Annotated in this window: 16 protein-coding genes; 13 read left to right on the top strand and 3 right to left on the bottom strand. The window is 71.7% G+C overall.

From position 1 onward, the window contains the following. The first annotated feature begins 20 nt into the window (after nucleotides 1–20). The 3 genes from AC1DIW_RS06115 to AC1DIW_RS06105 are packed head-to-tail and all read left to right on the top strand — an operon-like array spanning nucleotide 21 to nucleotide 3,230. Entirely contained in the window at nucleotides 21–908 is an 888-nt protein-coding gene (locus AC1DIW_RS06115; protein ID WP_478106856.1) for an AAA family ATPase, read from the top strand. Next, nucleotides 905–2,026, top strand: a complete 1,122-nt coding sequence (locus tag AC1DIW_RS06110; RefSeq protein ID WP_442278599.1) for a vWA domain-containing protein — start codon at nucleotides 905–907, stop codon at nucleotides 2,024–2,026. The genes AC1DIW_RS06115 and AC1DIW_RS06110 overlap by 4 nt, the downstream gene beginning before the upstream one ends. Then, the gene (locus AC1DIW_RS06105) at nucleotides 2,019–3,230 is read left to right on the top strand and encodes an XdhC family protein (RefSeq protein ID WP_478106855.1); all 1,212 of its coding nucleotides are present in this window, start codon (nucleotides 2,019–2,021) and stop codon (nucleotides 3,228–3,230) included. The genes AC1DIW_RS06110 and AC1DIW_RS06105 overlap by 8 nt, the downstream gene beginning before the upstream one ends. A 59-nt stretch (nucleotides 3,231–3,289) precedes the next feature. Here AC1DIW_RS06105 and AC1DIW_RS06100 read toward each other — a convergent pair whose 3' ends face one another. Next, complete coding sequence (locus tag AC1DIW_RS06100) at nucleotides 3,290–3,781, bottom strand: PaaI family thioesterase (RefSeq protein ID WP_442278601.1); 492 nt, start codon at nucleotides 3,779–3,781, stop codon at nucleotides 3,290–3,292. 83 nt (nucleotides 3,782–3,864) lie between these two features. Between AC1DIW_RS06100 and AC1DIW_RS06095 the strand changes: the two genes are divergently transcribed. Continuing rightward, entirely contained in the window at nucleotides 3,865–4,587 is a 723-nt protein-coding gene (locus AC1DIW_RS06095) for a FadR/GntR family transcriptional regulator (RefSeq protein ID WP_478106854.1), read from the top strand. A gap of 72 nt (nucleotides 4,588–4,659) precedes the next feature. Next, a complete protein-coding gene (locus AC1DIW_RS06090; protein ID WP_442278603.1) occupies nucleotides 4,660–5,229 on the top strand; it encodes an NADPH-dependent FMN reductase in 570 nt (189 codons plus the stop codon). Between the two features lie 133 nt (nucleotides 5,230–5,362). On the opposite strand, the gene mgrA is transcribed toward AC1DIW_RS06090, so the two are convergent. Next, nucleotides 5,363–6,406: an L-glyceraldehyde 3-phosphate reductase gene (gene mgrA / locus AC1DIW_RS06085; RefSeq protein ID WP_478106853.1), complete on the bottom strand. Its 1,044-nt coding sequence runs from the start codon at nucleotides 6,404–6,406 to the stop codon at nucleotides 5,363–5,365. Nucleotides 6,407–6,538: 132 nt separating this feature from the next. Here mgrA and AC1DIW_RS06080 point away from each other — a divergent pair, with 132 nt between their 5' ends. From AC1DIW_RS06080 to AC1DIW_RS06055, 6 genes are all read left to right on the top strand, one after another. After that, nucleotides 6,539–7,030 carry a (2Fe-2S)-binding protein gene (locus AC1DIW_RS06080; RefSeq protein ID WP_442278605.1) on the top strand — a complete coding sequence of 164 codons (492 nt, stop codon included), beginning with the start codon at nucleotides 6,539–6,541 and terminating at the stop codon, nucleotides 7,028–7,030. After that, nucleotides 7,027–9,510, top strand: a complete 2,484-nt coding sequence (locus tag AC1DIW_RS06075; protein WP_442278606.1) for a xanthine dehydrogenase family protein molybdopterin-binding subunit — start codon at nucleotides 7,027–7,029, stop codon at nucleotides 9,508–9,510. Before AC1DIW_RS06080 ends, AC1DIW_RS06075 begins: the two co-directional genes overlap by 4 nt. After that, nucleotides 9,507–10,364 carry an FAD binding domain-containing protein gene (locus tag AC1DIW_RS06070; protein WP_478106852.1) on the top strand — a complete coding sequence of 286 codons (858 nt, stop codon included), beginning with the start codon at nucleotides 9,507–9,509 and terminating at the stop codon, nucleotides 10,362–10,364. The genes AC1DIW_RS06075 and AC1DIW_RS06070 overlap by 4 nt, the downstream gene beginning before the upstream one ends. Before the next feature lie 7 nt (nucleotides 10,365–10,371). Then, nucleotides 10,372–11,154, top strand: coding sequence for an SRPBCC family protein (locus AC1DIW_RS06065; RefSeq protein WP_478106851.1), 783 nt, complete (start codon nucleotides 10,372–10,374; stop codon nucleotides 11,152–11,154). A 111-nt stretch (nucleotides 11,155–11,265) separates the two neighbouring features. Then, nucleotides 11,266–11,925 (top strand): NAD(P)-dependent oxidoreductase, encoded by a 660-nt coding sequence (locus tag AC1DIW_RS06060; RefSeq protein ID WP_478106850.1) that lies wholly within the window; start codon nucleotides 11,266–11,268, stop codon nucleotides 11,923–11,925. 208 nt (nucleotides 11,926–12,133) lie between these two features. Beyond that, nucleotides 12,134–13,507 carry an L-serine ammonia-lyase gene (locus AC1DIW_RS06055; protein ID WP_478106849.1) on the top strand — a complete coding sequence of 458 codons (1,374 nt, stop codon included), beginning with the start codon at nucleotides 12,134–12,136 and terminating at the stop codon, nucleotides 13,505–13,507. Here the strand turns inward: AC1DIW_RS06055 and AC1DIW_RS06050 are convergent. Beyond that, nucleotides 13,494–13,940 (bottom strand): hypothetical protein, encoded by a 447-nt coding sequence (locus AC1DIW_RS06050; protein WP_478106848.1) that lies wholly within the window; start codon nucleotides 13,938–13,940, stop codon nucleotides 13,494–13,496. The genes AC1DIW_RS06055 and AC1DIW_RS06050 overlap by 14 nt on opposite strands. Before the next feature lie 92 nt (nucleotides 13,941–14,032). On the opposite strand from AC1DIW_RS06050, the gene AC1DIW_RS06045 reads away from it, so the two are divergent. Both AC1DIW_RS06045 and AC1DIW_RS06040 read left to right on the top strand, forming a co-directional pair. Continuing rightward, nucleotides 14,033–15,226: a molybdopterin molybdotransferase MoeA gene (locus AC1DIW_RS06045; protein WP_478106847.1), complete on the top strand. Its 1,194-nt coding sequence runs from the start codon at nucleotides 14,033–14,035 to the stop codon at nucleotides 15,224–15,226. A 36-nt stretch (nucleotides 15,227–15,262) separates the two neighbouring features. Continuing rightward, a complete protein-coding gene (locus tag AC1DIW_RS06040) occupies nucleotides 15,263–16,900 on the top strand; it encodes an ABC-F family ATP-binding cassette domain-containing protein (RefSeq protein ID WP_478106846.1) in 1,638 nt (545 codons plus the stop codon). Nucleotides 16,901–16,975 lie beyond the last annotated feature (75 nt).

Below are 16,975 nucleotides of genomic sequence, written 5' to 3'. Positions count from 1 at the left end.
TCATGAGTGATGCTCAGGGGATGGATCACCTGTTCACCAGTGCCGACGACGTCACGACCGCCCTGGGCGGCACGGGCTACCTCGCCGACGAGGCGCTCGCGACGGTGACCTTCCTCGCGACCCGGCTGAACCGGCCGATCCTGCTCGAGGGCGAGCCCGGCACCGGCAAGACGGCGCTCGCCGAGGGCCTCGCCCAAGCGCTCGACCTCAAGCTCATCCGCCTCCAGTGCTACGAGGGCATCGACGCGACGCAGGCCCTCTACGACTGGGACTTCCCGCGCCAGATCCTCCACCTGCGCACCGTCGAGGCCCTGAGCCGCGACGAGCACCACGACGCCAAAGCGCTGGAGGCCGAGCTCTTCGACGAGCGCTTCCTCCTCGCCCGCCCCGTGCTGCAGGCTCTCCGTGAAGCCCCGTGCGTCCTGCTCATCGACGAGATCGACCGCGCCGACGACGAGTTCGAGGCCTTCCTGCTCGAGGTCCTGAGCACGTGGCAGGTGACGATCCCCGAGCTCGGCACCATCAGTGCCGCCACGCCCCCGATCGTCGTGCTGACCTCCAACCGCACCCGCGAGCTGCACGACGCCCTCAAGCGCCGCTGCCTCTACCACTGGATCGACCACCCGGGACTGGCCCGCGAGCTCGAGATCGTGCGCACCCGCCTGCCCGAGGTCAGCGCCGCGCTCGCCGAGCAGGTCGTCACCCTCGTCCAGCGGCTGCGCAGCTCGGGCGAGCTCATCAAGCCCCCGGGCGTCGCCGAGACGCTCGACTGGGCGCGCGCGCTCGAGACCGTCGGCGCCACCCGCCTCGACGCCGAGGTCGCCGCCGCCACCCTCGGCGCCGCCCTGAAGTACCGCGAGGACTCCGAGAGGATCCGCGCCTCGCTCGACAAGCTGCTCACCGCATGACCGTCGAGCTCCAGCCACCTCCCGAGCCCGACGTCGACGAGCTGCTCCTCGGCTTCGCCCGCGCTCTGCGCGCCGCCGGCCTGCACGTCACCGCCGACCGCGAGCGCACCTTCCTCGTCGCCGCGGCCACCGTCGGGATGGGCGAGCGCACCGGCGTCTACTGGGCCGGCCGCGCCACGCTGACGAGCACCCCGGCCGACTTCCCGGCCTACGACGAGCTCTTCGAGCGCTGGTTCGGCGGCGAGTCCATCCCGAAGGGGCAGCGCGTCGACATCCAGCGCCCGCCGGTGAGCCAGGCCCCGCTCGACAGCGGCGAAGGCGAGGCCGGGGACGGCGACACCGACAGCGTCCAGGCCCGCGCGAGCGCGCAGGAGGTGCTGCGCCACCGCGACGTCGCGACCCTCAACGCGGCCGACCGCGCCGCTGCCGCACGGATGTTCGCCGGTCTCGACCCGCGCTCACCGCTGCGCCGCGCCCGCCGCCACGTGCGCGCGCGGAGCGGCGCGATCGACGGACCGGCGACGCTGCGCGAGCAACTGCGCCGGATGGGCGAGCCGGGCCGCGTCCACCACCGCCGCCGCGGCACCCGCCCGCGCCGGATCGTCCTGCTCATCGACGTCTCCGGGTCGATGAGCGCGTATGCCGACAGCCTCCTCCGCCTCGCCCACGTCTTCGTGCGCACGGTGCCCCACGTCGAGGTCTTCACCATGGGCACGCGCCTGACCCACGTGACCCGTGCCCTCGCGGAGCGCGACCCCGACCGGGCGCTCGCCGCCGCCGGACGCGTCGTCCCCGACTGGTCCGGCGGCACCCGCCTCGGCGACTCCATCGGCGCGTTCCTCGACCGCTGGGGCCGCCGGGGTATGGCCCGCGGCTCCGTCGTCGTTGTCTTCTCCGACGGCTGGGAACGCGAAGGACCGGAGATGCTCGGCGAGCAGATGCGCCGGCTCGCCGCCCTCTCGCACCGGATCGTGTGGGTCAACCCGCACCGCGGGAAGGCCGGCTACGCGCCGGTGCAGCAAGGGATCGTCGCGGCCCTGCCGCACATCGACGACTTCGTCGCGGGGCACTCGCTCGCGACGTTCGAGGAGCTGATCGAGGTGGTGGCCCGTGCGTGAGGTGATGGACGAGCTGATGCAATGGTGGTCGGCCGGCGAGACCGTCGGCGTCGGCACCGTCGTCGGCACGTGGCGCTCGGCGCCGCGCCAGGCCGGCGCCTCGATGCTCGTCGGCCCCGGCGGCGAGGCCGTCGGCTCCGTCTCCGGCGGCTGCGTCGAGGGCGCCGTCTACGAGCTGGCCCAGGAGGTCGTCGAGTCGGGCCACCCCGTGCTCCAGCGCTACGGCGTCAGCGACGACGAGGCGTATGCCGTGGGCCTGACCTGCGGGGGCATCCTCGACGTCTTCGTCGAGAAGGTCTCACGCGACACCTTCCCCGAGCTCGGCGAGGTCGCCGCCGACATCGCCGCCGGTCGGGCCGTCGCCGTCGTCACCGTCATCGAGCACCCCGAGCCGTCGTGGGTCGGTCGGCGCGTCGTCGTGCACCCCGAGGAAGTCGACGAGGCCACCGAACGGGCCGGGGGGAGCACGGGGGGCGGAGCCCCCCGTGGGTCGGCATCCGTCCTCGGCTCGCTCGGCAGCGGACGTGCGGACGACGCGGTCCGCGACGACGCGAGGGGGCTTCTCGCGCAAGGCCGCTCGGCCATCCTCACCTACGGTCCCGACGGGGAGCGTCGTGGTGAGGGGATGCGGGTCTTCGTGGCGGCGCACGCGCCGAAGCCGCGGATGCTCGTCTTCGGCGCCATCGACTTCGCTGCGGCGGTGGCTCGGGTGGGGAGCTTCCTCGGCTACTACGTCACGGTGTGCGACGCCCGGCCCGTCTTCGCGACGAAGACGCGCTTCCCCGGCGCCGACGAGGTCATCGTCAAGTGGCCGCACGACTACCTCCAGAACGAGGTCGACGAGGGCCGCATCGACAGCCGCACCGTCATCGCCGTGCTCACCCACGACCCGAAGTTCGACGTGCCGCTGCTCGAGGTGGCGCTGCGCCTGCCAGATGTCGCCTACATCGGCGCCATGGGGTCGCGGCGCACCCACGAGAACCGGCTCGAGCGGCTGCGCGAGGCCGGACTCACCGACGACGAGCTGTCCCGGATGAGCTCACCGATCGGGCTCGACCTCGGGGCGCGCACGCCCGAGGAGACCGCCGTCTCGATCGCGGCCGAGATCATCGCCCTGCGCTGGGGCGGTGCGGGTGAGCGGCTCGCCGCCACCGAGGGGCCGATCCACCACCACCATCCCGCCCACGACACCACCCCCGAATGATCGAAAGAGCGATCCGTCCGACACGCGCGCGGACGGATCGCTCTTTCGATCGGGGTGGGTCAGGTCCGCGGGCGCCACCGCTTCCAGACGGCGGTCGCCTCGGCGCGCACCTTGCCGTCGAAGCGCAGCACGGCCGCCACGGTGATCTGCGGCTCGTCCGCCGCGGTGACCACGGCGTGCAGCTCCACGGTGTCGTGCAGCGGGGCCGGGCGCAGGAATCGCACGTCGAGCCCGGCCGTGACGTAGGCGAGGTCTGCCCCCGGCAGGGCCGGCCACCCGCGGCGCTTCGCCTCGAGCATGACGGCCGCGGCGCTGTGGCAGTCGAGGACCGTGCCGATGATGCCGCCGTTGAGGTAGCCGACGCCGTTGTCGTGCTCGGGCCACGGCGTGAACGAGGCCGTGACGCCACCGGCCCACCCGTCGCCGATCGGGTAGCTCCTGAGCCGCAGGCCCTTGTCGTTGGCCGGCCCGCAGCCGAAGCACGGGAGGTTCGGGTAGAGCCACTCCTGGATGCTGAGCGCCTCGTCGGCGTCGGGTGCGAGGTCCGCCATGGGGTCACGCTACTAAAAGCCCCGCCTGAACGAACTGGGCGAACCTCTTGATGAGTCGAGGCGCCGGTGTCATCCTCGTCGTCGTGAGCGAGCGCGGAGACCGGGGCGAGTCCGACGAGGTCTTCGTCGAGCTGCGCGACGCCGTGCTCACCGGGCGGTTCGCTGCCGGTGACGCGCTGCCGTCCGAGGGTGAGCTCACCGTCTCCCTCGCCATCAGCCGGGACGCGGTCCGCGAGGCCCTCCAGCGCCTCGAGGCCGCTGGCTTCGTCAGGGTCGTCCACGGCGGCGGCGCAGTGGTCCTCGACGTCCGCAGCAGCGCCGGCCTCGACCTGCTCGCTCACCTCGCGCGATCCGGCGAGGGGCTCGACCCGATGATCCTGCGCGACGGTCTCGAGATGCGCCGCTGCATCGGCGTCGAGGCGGCCCGGGTCGCAGCGACCCGGGCGTCCGACGCGGCGCGGGTGGGCATCATGGCGGCAGCGGCGGCATACGACCTCGACGACCACGGCGACGCCGACCGGCACTTCTGGCTCGAGGTCGTCGAGGCGAGCGGCAACCTCGCCTTCCGGCTCGCGCTCAACTCGCTCGTCATGGCCATCGACAGCTGCCCCGAGGTCATGGACGCCCTGCTCGCCGGTGACCGTTCCGACCTCGTGGCGCACGCGCCGCTCGCCGCCGCCATCGCCGCCCGCGACGCCGACCTGGCCGCTCGCCTCGCCGACGCGATCCTCACCCAGGCGGTCGACGTGTGGGCCTCGCTCACCGACTCCGGGCGCACCCTCGACCCGGTGACCCGGGGCGCCTGACGGTCGACATCGTCGGCGCGGGGGAGGAGGGTACGAGGTGCGCCAAGGACTTTCCCGCCCGAGGAGGACAACGTGAGCACGTACCAGGTCGGCTACTTCGTGGGCAGCCTGTCATCGACCTCGATCAACCGAATCCTGAGCCGGGCCCTGATCAAGCTGGCACCGGCGGACCTCCAGTTCACCGAGATCCCCATCGGTGACCTCCCGCTCTACAGCCCGGACTTCGACGCCGACTACCCTCCGGCGGCGCGCGCCCTCAAGGAGGCCATCGGCCGGGCGTCGGCCGTCCTCTTCGTCACCCCGGAGTACAACCGCTCCATCCCGGGCGCCCTGAAGAACGCCATCGACTGGGCGTCCCGCCCGTGGGGTCAGAACTCCTTCAACCACATGCCGGCCGCCGTCATCGGCGCCTCGCCGGGCCAGATCGGCACGGCGCTCGCCCAGCAGAGCCTGCGCGGCGTCCTCAGCTTCTGCAACGCCCGCCAGATGACCGCGCCCGAGGCCTACATCAGCCTCCGGCCCGGCCTGATCACGGACGACGGCGAGGTCACCGACGACTCGACCGCGACCTTCCTGTCCGACTTCATGCGGGAGTTCCGCGACCACATCGAGCGGGTCCTCACCGTCCTGCCGCGCGACTGACGCCCGACCGCCGACGTCCGGCCGGCTACGGCCGACGCCCGCCATCCGGCAACACACCCGGTAAGGGTCAACGCGGCGCGGTTGCAACCGTCGTCGGCTGACTGTTACCGGGTGTGTTGCGTGGCGCCCGGGGTCAGTGGGCGCTCGAGGTCTTCCAGAGGTTGATGCCGCCCTCGACGGCGTGCTGGTCGATCTGGTCGAGCTCCTCCTGCGAGAACTCGAGGTTGTCGAGCGAGCCGAGGCTGTTCTCGAGCTGGCCGACCGACGACGCGCCGACGAGCACCGACGTGACGCGCTGGTCCCGAAGGATCCACGCGAGCGCCATCTGCGCGAGGGACTGGCCGCGCTCCTTCGCCATGCCGTTGAGGGCGCGGATGTGTGTCAGGTTCTGCTCGGTCAGCAGGTCGGTCGACAGGGACTTGTCCTGCGCCGCGCGCGAGCCCTCCGGCACCCCGTTTAGGTACTTGTCGGTGAGCATGCCCTGGGCGAGCGGGCTGAACGCGATGCAGCCGACGCCCTCCTCACCGAGCACGTCGAGCAGGTCCTCCTCGACCCAGCGGTTGAGCATCGAGTAGCTCGGCTGGTGGATGAGCAGCGGCGTGCCGAGCGACCGAAGGATCTCGACGGCCTCGCGAGTGCGCGGACCCGAGTAGGAGGAGATGCCGGCATACAACGCCTTGCCCTGACGGACGGCGGTGTCGAGCGCGCCCATCGTCTCCTCGAGCGGCGTCGTCTCGTCGAAACGGTGGGAGTAGAAGATGTCGACGTAGTCGACGCCCATCCGCTGCAGCGACTGGTCGAGCGAGGACAGGACGTACTTGCGGCTGCCGCCGCCCTGGCCGCAGGGGCCGGGCCACATGTCGTAGCCGGCCTTCGTCGAGAGGATCAGCTCGTCGCGGTAGCGCTTGAAGTCCTGCGCGTAGATGGCGCCGAAGTTGCGCTCGGCGCTGCCGTAGGGCGGGCCGTAGTTGTTGGCGAGGTCGAAGTGCGTGACGCCGAGGTCGAAGGCGCGGCGCAGCGTCGCGCGCTGGCGGTCGAGGGGCACGTCGTCACCGAAGTTGTGCCACAGCCCGAGCGAGACGGCGGGCAGGTCGAGGCCCGATCGGCCGGTGCGGCGGTAGGTCATCGAGTCGTAGCGGCTGCGCGAGGCCTGGTAGTCGTCGGCGTGAAGAGTCATGCGCCCCAGTCTGCCCCCTTCGCTCGGGCCCTCGAATCCGGGGAAGCCCTTGTGCACTCGTCACTTGTGACAAAGACTGCGCGTGGGGAAGTCAACGATGTCAACTGCAGCGTGGCAGGAGGACCGACAAGCATGACCCGTATCAATGTGACCGTCGACGGGGTGAGCTACTCCGACGAGGTCGAGCCCAGGACCCTTTTGGTCCAGTATCTTCGCGAGAGCCTCGGAAAGACCGGAACCGTCGTGGGGTGCGACACGAGCAACTGCGGTGCCTGCACCGTGCACCTCGACGGCACGAGCGTGAAGTCGTGCAACGTCCTCGCCGTCCAGGCGGACGGCCACGAGGTGACGACGATCGAGGGGCTCGCCAAGGATGGCGAGCTCCACCCGGTTCAGCAGGCCTTCCACGAGTGCCACGCCCTCCAGTGCGGCTACTGCACTCCCGGCATGATCATGCAGGCGTGCGACGTCCTCAAGGACAACCCCGACCCCAGTGAGCAGGAGATCCGCGAGGGTCTCGAGGGCAACCTCTGCCGCTGCACCGGCTACCACAACATCGTCAAGGCCGTGCAGCAGGCGGCCGGCGCGATGAGCGGCGCCGGCTCGCAGGCGGTGTCCTCATGACCATCACCGAGGACCGCGCTGACACGCCGTCGGGCGAGATCGGCAAGGCGCGCACCCGCAAGGAGGACCAGCGCCTCATCACCGGCCGGACGCGCTGGACCGACAACATCCAGCTGCCCGGCATGCTGCACCTCGCCATGGTGCGCAGCCCCTTCGCCCATGCCACCGTGACGGCGATCAACACCGACGAGGCCAAGGCTGCGCCGGGTGTCATCGCCGTCGTCACCGGCGCCGACATCAAGGACGTCCAGGGCGCCGTCGCCAACGCGTGGCCGCTCAACAACGAGCAAAAGACCCCGAACCACCTGCCCGTCGTCGTCGACCACGTCGCGTGCGCCGGCGAGATCGTCGCCGTCGTCGCGGCCCGCACCGCGGCCGAGGCCCGCGACGCCGCCGAGCTCGTCGACGTCGACTACGACGAGCTGCCGGCCGTCCTCGACCTCAAGGAGGCCGTCAAGGACGAGGTGCTCGCGCACCCCGACCTCGGCACCAACACCTCCGCCGTCTGGACCCTCGACTCCGCGGCGCAGGGGTCGGGCACCGACGTCGAGGACGAGATCGCCAAGGCCCGTGACGGCGGCATCGTCATCGAGCGCGAGTTCCGTCAGCAGCGGCTCATCCCCGCCTTCATGGAGCCGCGCTCGACGGTGTGCGACCCGACTGGTGAGCAGATGACGGTGTGGAGCTCGACGCAGGTGCCGCACATCCTGCGCTTCCTCGTCGCCGCGACGACCGGCATCCCCGAGTCGAAGGTGCGGATCATCGCGCCCGACGTGGGCGGCGGTTTCGGCGGCAAGCTCCAGACGACGCCGGAGGAGTTCGCGACGATCGCCGTGGCGCGCCGGCTGGGCAAGCCGTGCAAGTACACCGAGACCCGGTCGGAGTCGCTGCTCTCGGGCCACCACGGCCGCGACCAGTGGCAGAAGCTGACGCTCAGCGCCCGCAAGGACGGCACCGTCACCGGCCTCAAGGTCGAGCTGCTCGCCGACCTCGGTGCCTACGTCGGCGTCGTCGGCGGTGGCGTCCCGGTGCTCGGCGCGTGGATGTACAACTCCATCTACAAGTTCGCGGCCTACCACTTCACCGTGCGGACGCTGCTGACCAACAAGACGTGGGTCGACGCCTACCGCGGGGCCGGTCGGCCCGAGGCGACCTACGCCATCGAGCGGATGATGGACGAGCTCGCCGCCGAGCTCGGTCGTGACCCGCTCGAGGTCCGCCAGCAGAACTGGATCACGCACGACGAGTTCCCGTTCACCTCGGTCGCCGGCATGACGTACGACTCCGGCAACTACGAGGCGGCGACCGCCAAGGCGAAGGAGCTCTTCGGCTACGACGAGCTGCGCGCCGAGCAGCAGCGCCGCCGCGAGAGCAACGACCCGGTCCAGCTCGGCATCGGCATCTCGACGTTCACCGAGATGTGCGGTCTCGCCCCGTCACGCATCCTCGGCGCCCTCAACTACGGCGCCGGCGGCTGGGAGAGCGCCAGCATCCGCATGCTCGCGACCGGCAAGGTCGAGGTCATCACCGGTGTCTCGCCGCACGGCCAGGGCCACGAGACGGCATGGAGCCAGATCGTCGCCGACCGGCTCGGGGTCCCGTTCGAGGACGTCGAGGTGCTGCACGGCGACACGCAGATCGCGCCCAAGGGCATGGACACCTACGGTTCGCGCTCCCTCGTCGTGGGCGCCGAGGCCGTCGTCCGGGCCGCCGACAAGGTCATCGAGAAGGCCAAGGTCGTCGCCGCGCACCTGCTCGAGGCGAGCGCCGACGACCTGGAGTTCACGGCCGGCCGCTTCGGGGTCAAGGGCACCGACAAGGGCATCGGCATGGCCGAGATCGCCCTCGCGACGTGGACCGGCCACAACTTCCCCGAAGGCGTGGAGCCGACGATCGACGCCGACGCGACGTTCGACCCCGACAACTTCTCCTTCCCGCACGGCACCCACCTGTGCGCCATGGAGGTCGACACCGAGACCGGGGCCACGACGATGCGCAAGTACGTCTGCGTCGACGACATCGGCGTCATCATCAACCCGCTCATCGTCGAGGGCCAGGTGCACGGCGGCCTCGTCCAGGGCATCGCCCAAGCGCTCTGGGAGGGGGCGGAGTACGACGAGCAGGGCACCCTGGTGACCGGCTCGTTCGTCGACTACACCCTGCCGACGTCGGCCGACACGATCAGCTTCGTCACCGACCACACGACGTCGCCGTCGACCTACAACACCTTGGGCACCAAGGGAGTCGGTGAGGCGGGCGCCATCGCCTCGACACCGGCGGTCGTCAACGCGATCGTCGACGCGGTGCGTCCTTTCGGCGTCGACGACATCGTCATGCCGTGCACGCCGGAGCGGGTGTGGAAGGCCATCCAGGCCGGCCACCCCGTCTCGCACGAGGGCGAGCGTGAGGCTGCACCGCACTTCGATGAAGGCGCGCCCAACCAGGATCCCGGTGCGGCCAGTGAAGGGAGCCAGGCATGATCCCCGCCCAGTTCGACTACCTCGCCCCCTCGACCGTCCAGGAGGCCGTGGCAGCACTTGCCGAGCACGGCGACGACGCCAAGGTGCTCGCCGGCGGCCAGTCGCTGCTGCCGATCCTGCGGATGCGCCTCAACGCACCCGGCGTCGTCATCGACCTCGGCCGGATCGCCGAGCTCCAGGGCATCTCCGAGGACGGTGACCGCCTCGTCATCGGCGCCATGACGACGTATGCCGCCGTCCTCGCCTCCGAGGCCGTGTCCACCCATGCAGGCCTGCTGTCCAAGGCGATCCAGACCGTCGCCGACCCGCAGATCCGGCACCGCGGCACCATCGGCGGCGCCCTGGTGCACGCCGACCCCGCGGGTGATGTCGGTGCGCCGGCGCTCGCCCTGGGGGCCGAGCTCGTCATCGCCGGCACGGACGGCTCGACCCGCACCGTGGCGGCGGAGGACTTCTTCGAGGACCTCTTCACGACGGCCGTCGGGGAGGGTGAGCTGCTGACGCAGATCCGCGTCCCGAAGCACACCGGCTGGGGGTCGCACTACGAGAAGTTCGTCCGCGTCAGCCACCAGTGGTCGATCGTCGGCGTGGCGGCAACGGTGCGCAGCGAGGGCGGCTCGATCGCCGAGGCACGCGTCGGCCTGACCAACATGGGCTCGACCCCTCTGCGGGCTCGCTCGGTCGAGGAGGCCCTCGTCGGGCAGCCCGCGACCGACGAGGCCGTCCGGGCGGCGGTCGCGTCGGTGGCCGAGGGCACCAACCCGCCCTCGGACCTCAACGGCGACTCCGACTACCGCAAGCACCTCGCCACGGTGCTGACGCGGCGCGCGGTCCTCGCCGCGGCAGGAGCGTGATCGCCGGATGGAGCTGACGCACTCCTTCACCGTGCCGACCTCGGTCGACGACGCCTGGGCCCTGTTCATGGACCTCGAACGCGTCGGCGGGTGCTTCCCCGGGGCGACCGTGACGGAGGTGACCGACGACACCTTCTCCGGCATGGTCAAGGTCAAGCTCGGGCCGATCGCCCTCGTCTACACCGGGTCGGGCGCGTTCGTCGAGCGTGACGACGCGGCGCACCACGCCGTCATCGAGGCCAAGGGCAAGGACAAGCGCGGCAACGGCACGGCCGGGGCCACGGTCTCCATCACCCTGAGCCCCGACGGCGACGGTGGTGGCGCCCGGGCCGACGTCGTCACCGACCTCGCCGTCACCGGCAAGCCGGCGCAGTTCGGCCGCGGCGTCATGCAGGACGTCTCGGACAAGCTGCTCCAGGCCTTCGTCGCCTGCATCGAGAAGCAGCTGACGGGACCTGCGGCCGCGCCGGAGCCGGAGGTGCCGGTGGCCGTGGTCCCGGCCGTCGTGGGGGACACGTCGGCCGCGGCCGCCTCGACCGCCTACGTCGAGACGGGCTCCGACGCGCTCGCCGCGGACACGGGCGCGCCGAGACCCGCCGCCCCGGCGGCGGCGCACGAGGCTCATCCGCCGCGCCGGGTCCCGGCAGACCTCGAGGAGGATGCACCGCTCGACCTCGGCTCGACCGTCATGCCGGTGCTCATCCAGCGCTACGCCGGCTATGCGGTCGCCGCCGCCATCGGGATCGTCATCGGTTGGCTCATCGGCCGCGGCAGCAGCAGCGGCGGCTGACCGCCCCCGCACGCTCAATCGAAAGAGCAATCCGTCCCCATCAGAGGGGACGGATTGCTCTTTCGATCGGCTTCTCGTGTCTCTGAGGCGCGACTCTGCGAGGCTGGGGCCATGTCACGAGTGATCATCATCGGCGGCCACGGCAAGGTCGCCCTGCTCGCCGCCCCGCTGCTCGTCGCCGACGGTCACGACGTCACCTCCGTCGTGCGCAACCCGGACCAGGTGGCCGACGTCGAGGCGACGGGAGCCACAGCGACCGTGCTCGACGTCGAGAACAGCTCGACCGAGCAGATCGCCGACCTCGTGCGCGGCAGCGACATCGTCGTCTGGTCCGCAGGAGCCGGCGGCGGCAGCCCCGAGCGGACGTATGCCGTCGACCGCGATGCCGCGATCCGCTCGATGGACGCCGCCACGCAGGCGGGCGTCGGGCGCTACGTCATGGTGTCCTACTTCGGCGCCGGCCCCGACCACGGCGTCCCCGAGGACAACGCGTTCCACGCCTACGCCGAGGCCAAGGCTGCCGCCGACGAGCACCTGCAGGGCACCGACCTGGCGTGGACGATCCTGCGCCCGAGCGCGCTGACGACCGGCGCTGCCACCGGCCACATCGCGACGGGTGGGGGAATGGTCGCCGGTGAGGTGTCCCGCGACAACGTCGCACACGTCATCCGCTCGGTCGTCGAGCACCCGGAGTCGACGGCCCGTCGGATCCTTGCCTTCAACGACGGCTTCCAGCCCATCGACGAGGTCGTCGCCACCACCCGCGCCTGACACGCGGGGCGGGGGGAACGGGCGGCGGGTCGAGGTGATGCGCGACGGCATACGGTCGCGGATCACCTCGATCGAAGGAGGGGGCAGGCCTGCGACGGTGAGGTCCCTCCACGCATGTGCGTGGGACGGCCCGCCGGACGTAGGCTCGATCGGGTCGCCCGCCACCCCTGGGCGACAGACGTCAACGACGACACGAAGTCAGGACACCATGGCGCTCAGCGTTTTCGATCTCTTCTCGATCGGCATCGGCCCGTCGAGCTCACACACCGTCGGGCCCATGCGGGCCGCGGCGCTCTTCGCGGAGCGGCTCCACGACGAGGGCGTCCTCGACCGGGTCGCGCGGGTGCGCTCGCAGCTGTTCGGCTCGCTCGGCGCCACAGGTCACGGGCACGGGAGCGACAAGGCCGTCCTCCTCGGCCTCACCGGTGAGCGGCCCGAGCTGTGCGACCCGCGCAAGGTCGAGGGGCGCCTCGCCGAGATCCGCGCGACGAAGCGGCTCTCGCTGCTCGGGCGGCACGAGATCGACTTCAACGAGGACGAGGACCTCACCCTGCACCGGCGCAAGACCCTGCCGGTGCACCCGAACGGCATGACGTTCACGGCTCTCGACGCCGCCGGACTGACGCTCGCCGAGCACACGTACTACTCCGTCGGCGGCGGCTTCGTCGTCGGCGAGGACGTCGACGGCTCGACGATGGTCGTGCAGGACACGACCCCGGTCGCGCACCCGTTCCGCACCGGCGACGAGCTGCTCGCCCACTGCAAGGAGACCGGCAAGTCGATCGCCCGCATCATGCTCGAGAACGAGCTGTCGTGGCGCACCGAGCAGGAGGTCCGCGCCGGCCTGCTCGAGATCTGGCGCGTCATGAAGGAGTGCGTCCGCAACGGCATCGCCACCGAGGGCGTTCTGCCCGGCGGGCTGCGCGTGCGCCGTCGCGCGCCCGAGCTGGCGCGGCGCCTCCAGCTCGAGGGAGAGAGCGACGACCCGCTGCGTGGCATGGACTGGATCACCCTCTACGCCCTCGCCGTCAACGAGGAGAACGCGTCGGGTGGACGCGTCGTCACCGCCCCGACCAACGGCGCCGCCGGCATCATCCCGGCCGTGCTGCACTACTACGTGAACTTCGTCAACGGCGCCGACCGCGACGGCATCGTCCGCTTCCTGCTCACGGCTGGAGCCATCGGCGTCATCTACATGGAGACCGCGTCGATCTCCGGCGCCGAGGTCGGCTGCCAGGGCGAGGTCGGCTCGGCGTGCTCGATGGCGGCCGGTGCCATGGCCGCGGTCATGGGGGGCACGCCCGAACAGGTCGAGAACGCCGCCGAGATCGGCATGGAGCACAACCTCGGCCTCACCTGCGACCCGGTCGGCGGCCTCGTCCAGATCCCGTGCATCGAGCGCAACGCCATCGCCTCGGTCAAGGCCATCACCGCCGCCCGCACCGCCCTGCGCGGCGACGGCTCCCATGTCGTCAGCCTCGACAAGGTCATCAAGACGATGCGCGAGACCGGCCGCGACATGAAGGTGAAGTACAAGGAGACGGCGCGGGGCGGGCTCGCCGTCAACGTCATCGAGTGCTGAGGCCCTGGGTCTCGTCGAGGCTGGGCAGGGGCAGCTCGACCTCGCACTCGTAGTAGCGCATGGCGAGCTTGTAGCGCACGGGGTCGACGGCTCCTTCGCCGATCGCGAGCACGTCGTTGAGCCAGAGGTGTGACGGCGTATCCGTCTGGAAGGTGAGGACGTGCAGGCCGCGGCCGTCGCTCAGTGACGAGAGCCCGGTCAGCGCGAACAGGACGATGCCGCCGCCGTCGACCTCGATGACGCCCTGGGCGTGCGGCGAGGCGTAGCCCTCCCGGATGCGGGGGAAGTTCGACCACGTCGCCGTCCCCGACAGGCGCCCCGTGAGCGTGCCCGTCCCCTGGCCGTAGACGCGGCCATCGCGACCCGGTGAGGGCTCGACCCTCTGGACGAGGTCGTAGGTCCAGTTCGCATCGCACAGATGGTTCAGGCGCATGACAGCCTCCTCGGAAGAGTCCGGTCCTTTCGACGGTACTCCCGGCGAGGGGTGGGATCCCGGCCGTCGCAGGATGCGACAGACTGGCGCACGTGGGTCACGTGTCCGTCGCAGATCACCGCGCCGCCGTTGCGCGGCTCCTCGGCGACGGCTCGCTGGAGCGGTTGACACTGGACCGCCATGCAGCGGGGCGGCGCCTGGCCGCCGACCTCGTCGCCGCCGACGACCTGCCACGCTTCGACAACTCAGCAATGGACGGGTATGCCGTGTGCCCGGGTGCGCCCGACCAGCGCAGCTATCCGGTGGTCGGCGACGTGCCGGCCGGCTCCGCCCCGGACTTCGTGCTCGCGCCCGGCGAGGCGGCGCGGGTCATGACCGGGGCCCGGGTGCCGGACGGCACCGTCGCGGTCGTCCCGGTCGAGCGCACCGACGCGAGTCCGACCGGACCGGCGCCGCAGCACGTCACCGTCGACCTCGACCCGGCGCCGGGTCAGCACGTGCGGTCCCGCGGCGAGGACGTGACGGCCGGGTCGGTCATCGCCGCGGCCGGGTCCGCCGTCACGCCGGCGCTCATCGCCCTGGGGCGCTCGTCCGGCTGCACCACCGTCGACGTGCACGTGCCGACGCGCGTGGCCGTCATCGCCACCGGCGCCGAGCTCGCGCCGCCCGAGGCCGACCCGGGCGCGGGGGGCATCCACGAGTCGAACTCCGACATGGTGGCCGCGCTCGCCGAGGCCGCCGGCTGCGACGTGCGCCGGGTCGAGGTGTGCTCCGACGAGCCCACCGACCTCCGCTCGCTGCTCGGCGAGCTCGACGCCGATCCGGGCATCGACGTCGTCGTCACGACCGGCGGCGTCAGTGCCGGTGCCTACGAGGTCGTCCGCCAGGTGTGCTCACCGCTGCCGACCTTCGACTTCGTGCACCTGGCGATGCAGCCCGGTGGGCCACAGGGGCTCGGCTGCTTCGGCTCCACGCCGGTCGTCTGTCTGCCGGGGACGCCGGTCGGCGCCTTCGTCGCCTTCCACGTCCTCGTGCGTCCCGCCCTCGACCGACGCCACGGGGTGCCGGCGGCGCGACCCGGCCACGCGGCATACGCGGGCAGGACCCGGCACACGCGCGCCGGGCGCGTCCAGTTCCTCACGAGCGTGCTCCACGACGACGGGACCGTGTGCGCCCCGGACGCCCGGCACCTCACGGCGCTCGCCGCCGCGAACTGCCTCATCGAGGTGCCCGAGGCCGTCGACCAGCTCATCGACGGCGACGTCGTCACGGTCCACCTGCTGTGAACGGGGCACCGGCCGCGCGGCCCTAGGCTGTGGGGCGTGAGCGCGACCCTCGTGGCCAAGGACCTCGCCGGGGGCCACGCCCACCGGACCCTCTTCGAGCACCTCGACCTCACGGTCGCACCGGGTGACGTCGTCGGTGTCGTCGGCGCCAACGGCGCGGGCAAGTCGACGCTGCTGCGCCTGCTCGCCGGCGAGGACGTTCCACTAGCGGGCGCGGTGACGACGGCGCCGTCCGACGCGTTCGTCGGGTGGCTGCCGCAGGAGCACGAGCGGGTGCCCGGCGAGACCGTCGCCGACCACATCGGTCGCCGCACCGGCGCCACGGCCGCCACGACCGCCATGGAGAAGGCCGCGGCTGCCCTCGGCGGCGACGACCCCACGGCCGACGAGACGTATGCCGTCGCCCTCGACCACTGGCTCGTCAGCGGAGCGCCCGACCTCGACGAGCGCATCCCGCCCATGCTCGCGGAGCTCGGTCTCGACGTCGGGCCGGACGCTCTCATGACCTCCCTCTCGGGTGGGCAGGCCGCGCGGGCGGCGCTCGCCGCGCTGCTGCTGAGCCGCTTCGACCTCGTGCTGCTCGACGAGCCGACGAACGACCTCGACCTCGCAGGGCTCGACCGCCTCGAGGCCTTCGTCCACGGCCAGCGGGGCGGCGTCGTGCTCGTCTCGCACGACCGGGAGTTCCTCGCCCGCTGCGTCACGCGCATCGTCGAGCTCGACCTCGCGCAGAACTCCGTCTCGGTCCACGACGGCGGCTACGAGTCCTACCTGGAGGAGCGCGAGGTCGCCCGCCGGCACGCCCGCGAGGCGTACGAGGCGTATGCCGGCACCAAGTCCGACCTCGAGGCGCGGGCGCGCACGCAGCGCGAGTGGTCGTCCAAGGGCGTGCGCAATGCGATGAAGAAGAGCCCCGACAACGACAAGAACCGTCGCGCCGCGAGCATCGAGTCGTCCGAGAAGCAGGCCCGCAAGGTGCGACAGATGGAGTCGCGGATCGCCCGGCTCGACGAGGTCGCCGAGCCGCGCAAGGAGTGGGTGCTGCAGTTCTCGATCGGGGCCGCGCCACGGTCGAGCTCGGTCGTGTCGACCCTCAACGAGGCGGTGGTCCGCAGGGGCGACTGGACGTTCGGGCCGGCGTCGCTGCAGGTCGAGGCGCGCCGGCGCATCGGCATCACCGGGCCCAACGGCGCCGGCAAGACCACGCTGCTCTCGCTGCTGCTCGGACGGGTCGCGCCCGACGACGGCAGCGCGTCGCTGGGCGCGAGCGTGGCCATCGGCGAGATCGACCAGGCGCGCACCGGGCTGCGCGAGGACCTGCCGCTCGGCGACGCGTTCGGCGAGGCCGTCCCCGACATCAACCCCGCCGATCGGCGCACGCTGCTCGCCAAGTTCGGACTCAAGGCCGACCAGGTCGGCAGCGCCGTCGGGCGGCTCTCACCCGGCGAGCGCACCCGGGCGGCGATGGCGCTGCTCCAGGCGCGCGGCGTCAACCTGCTCGTCCTCGACGAGCCGACCAATCACCTCGACCTGCCCGCCATCGAGCAGCTCGAGGAGGCGCTCGACTCCTACGACGGGGCGCTGCTGCTCGTGTCGCACGACCGTCGCCTGCTCGAGAACGTGCGCCTCGACGAGCGCTGGCACGTCGAGGCCGGTCAGGTCACCCGCCTCTGACGCTGCACGGGTGTCGATTTCGGGGCCGCTCGTTCGTCAAGGAGGTGAGCGGTCACCGGCCGGTGGCCGCGAACC

Source organism: Terrabacter sp. 01T434 (assembly GCF_056398545.1).
Note: the sequence above shows the minus strand (reverse complement) of the source record. Positions and strands in the feature narration are given on the sequence as shown.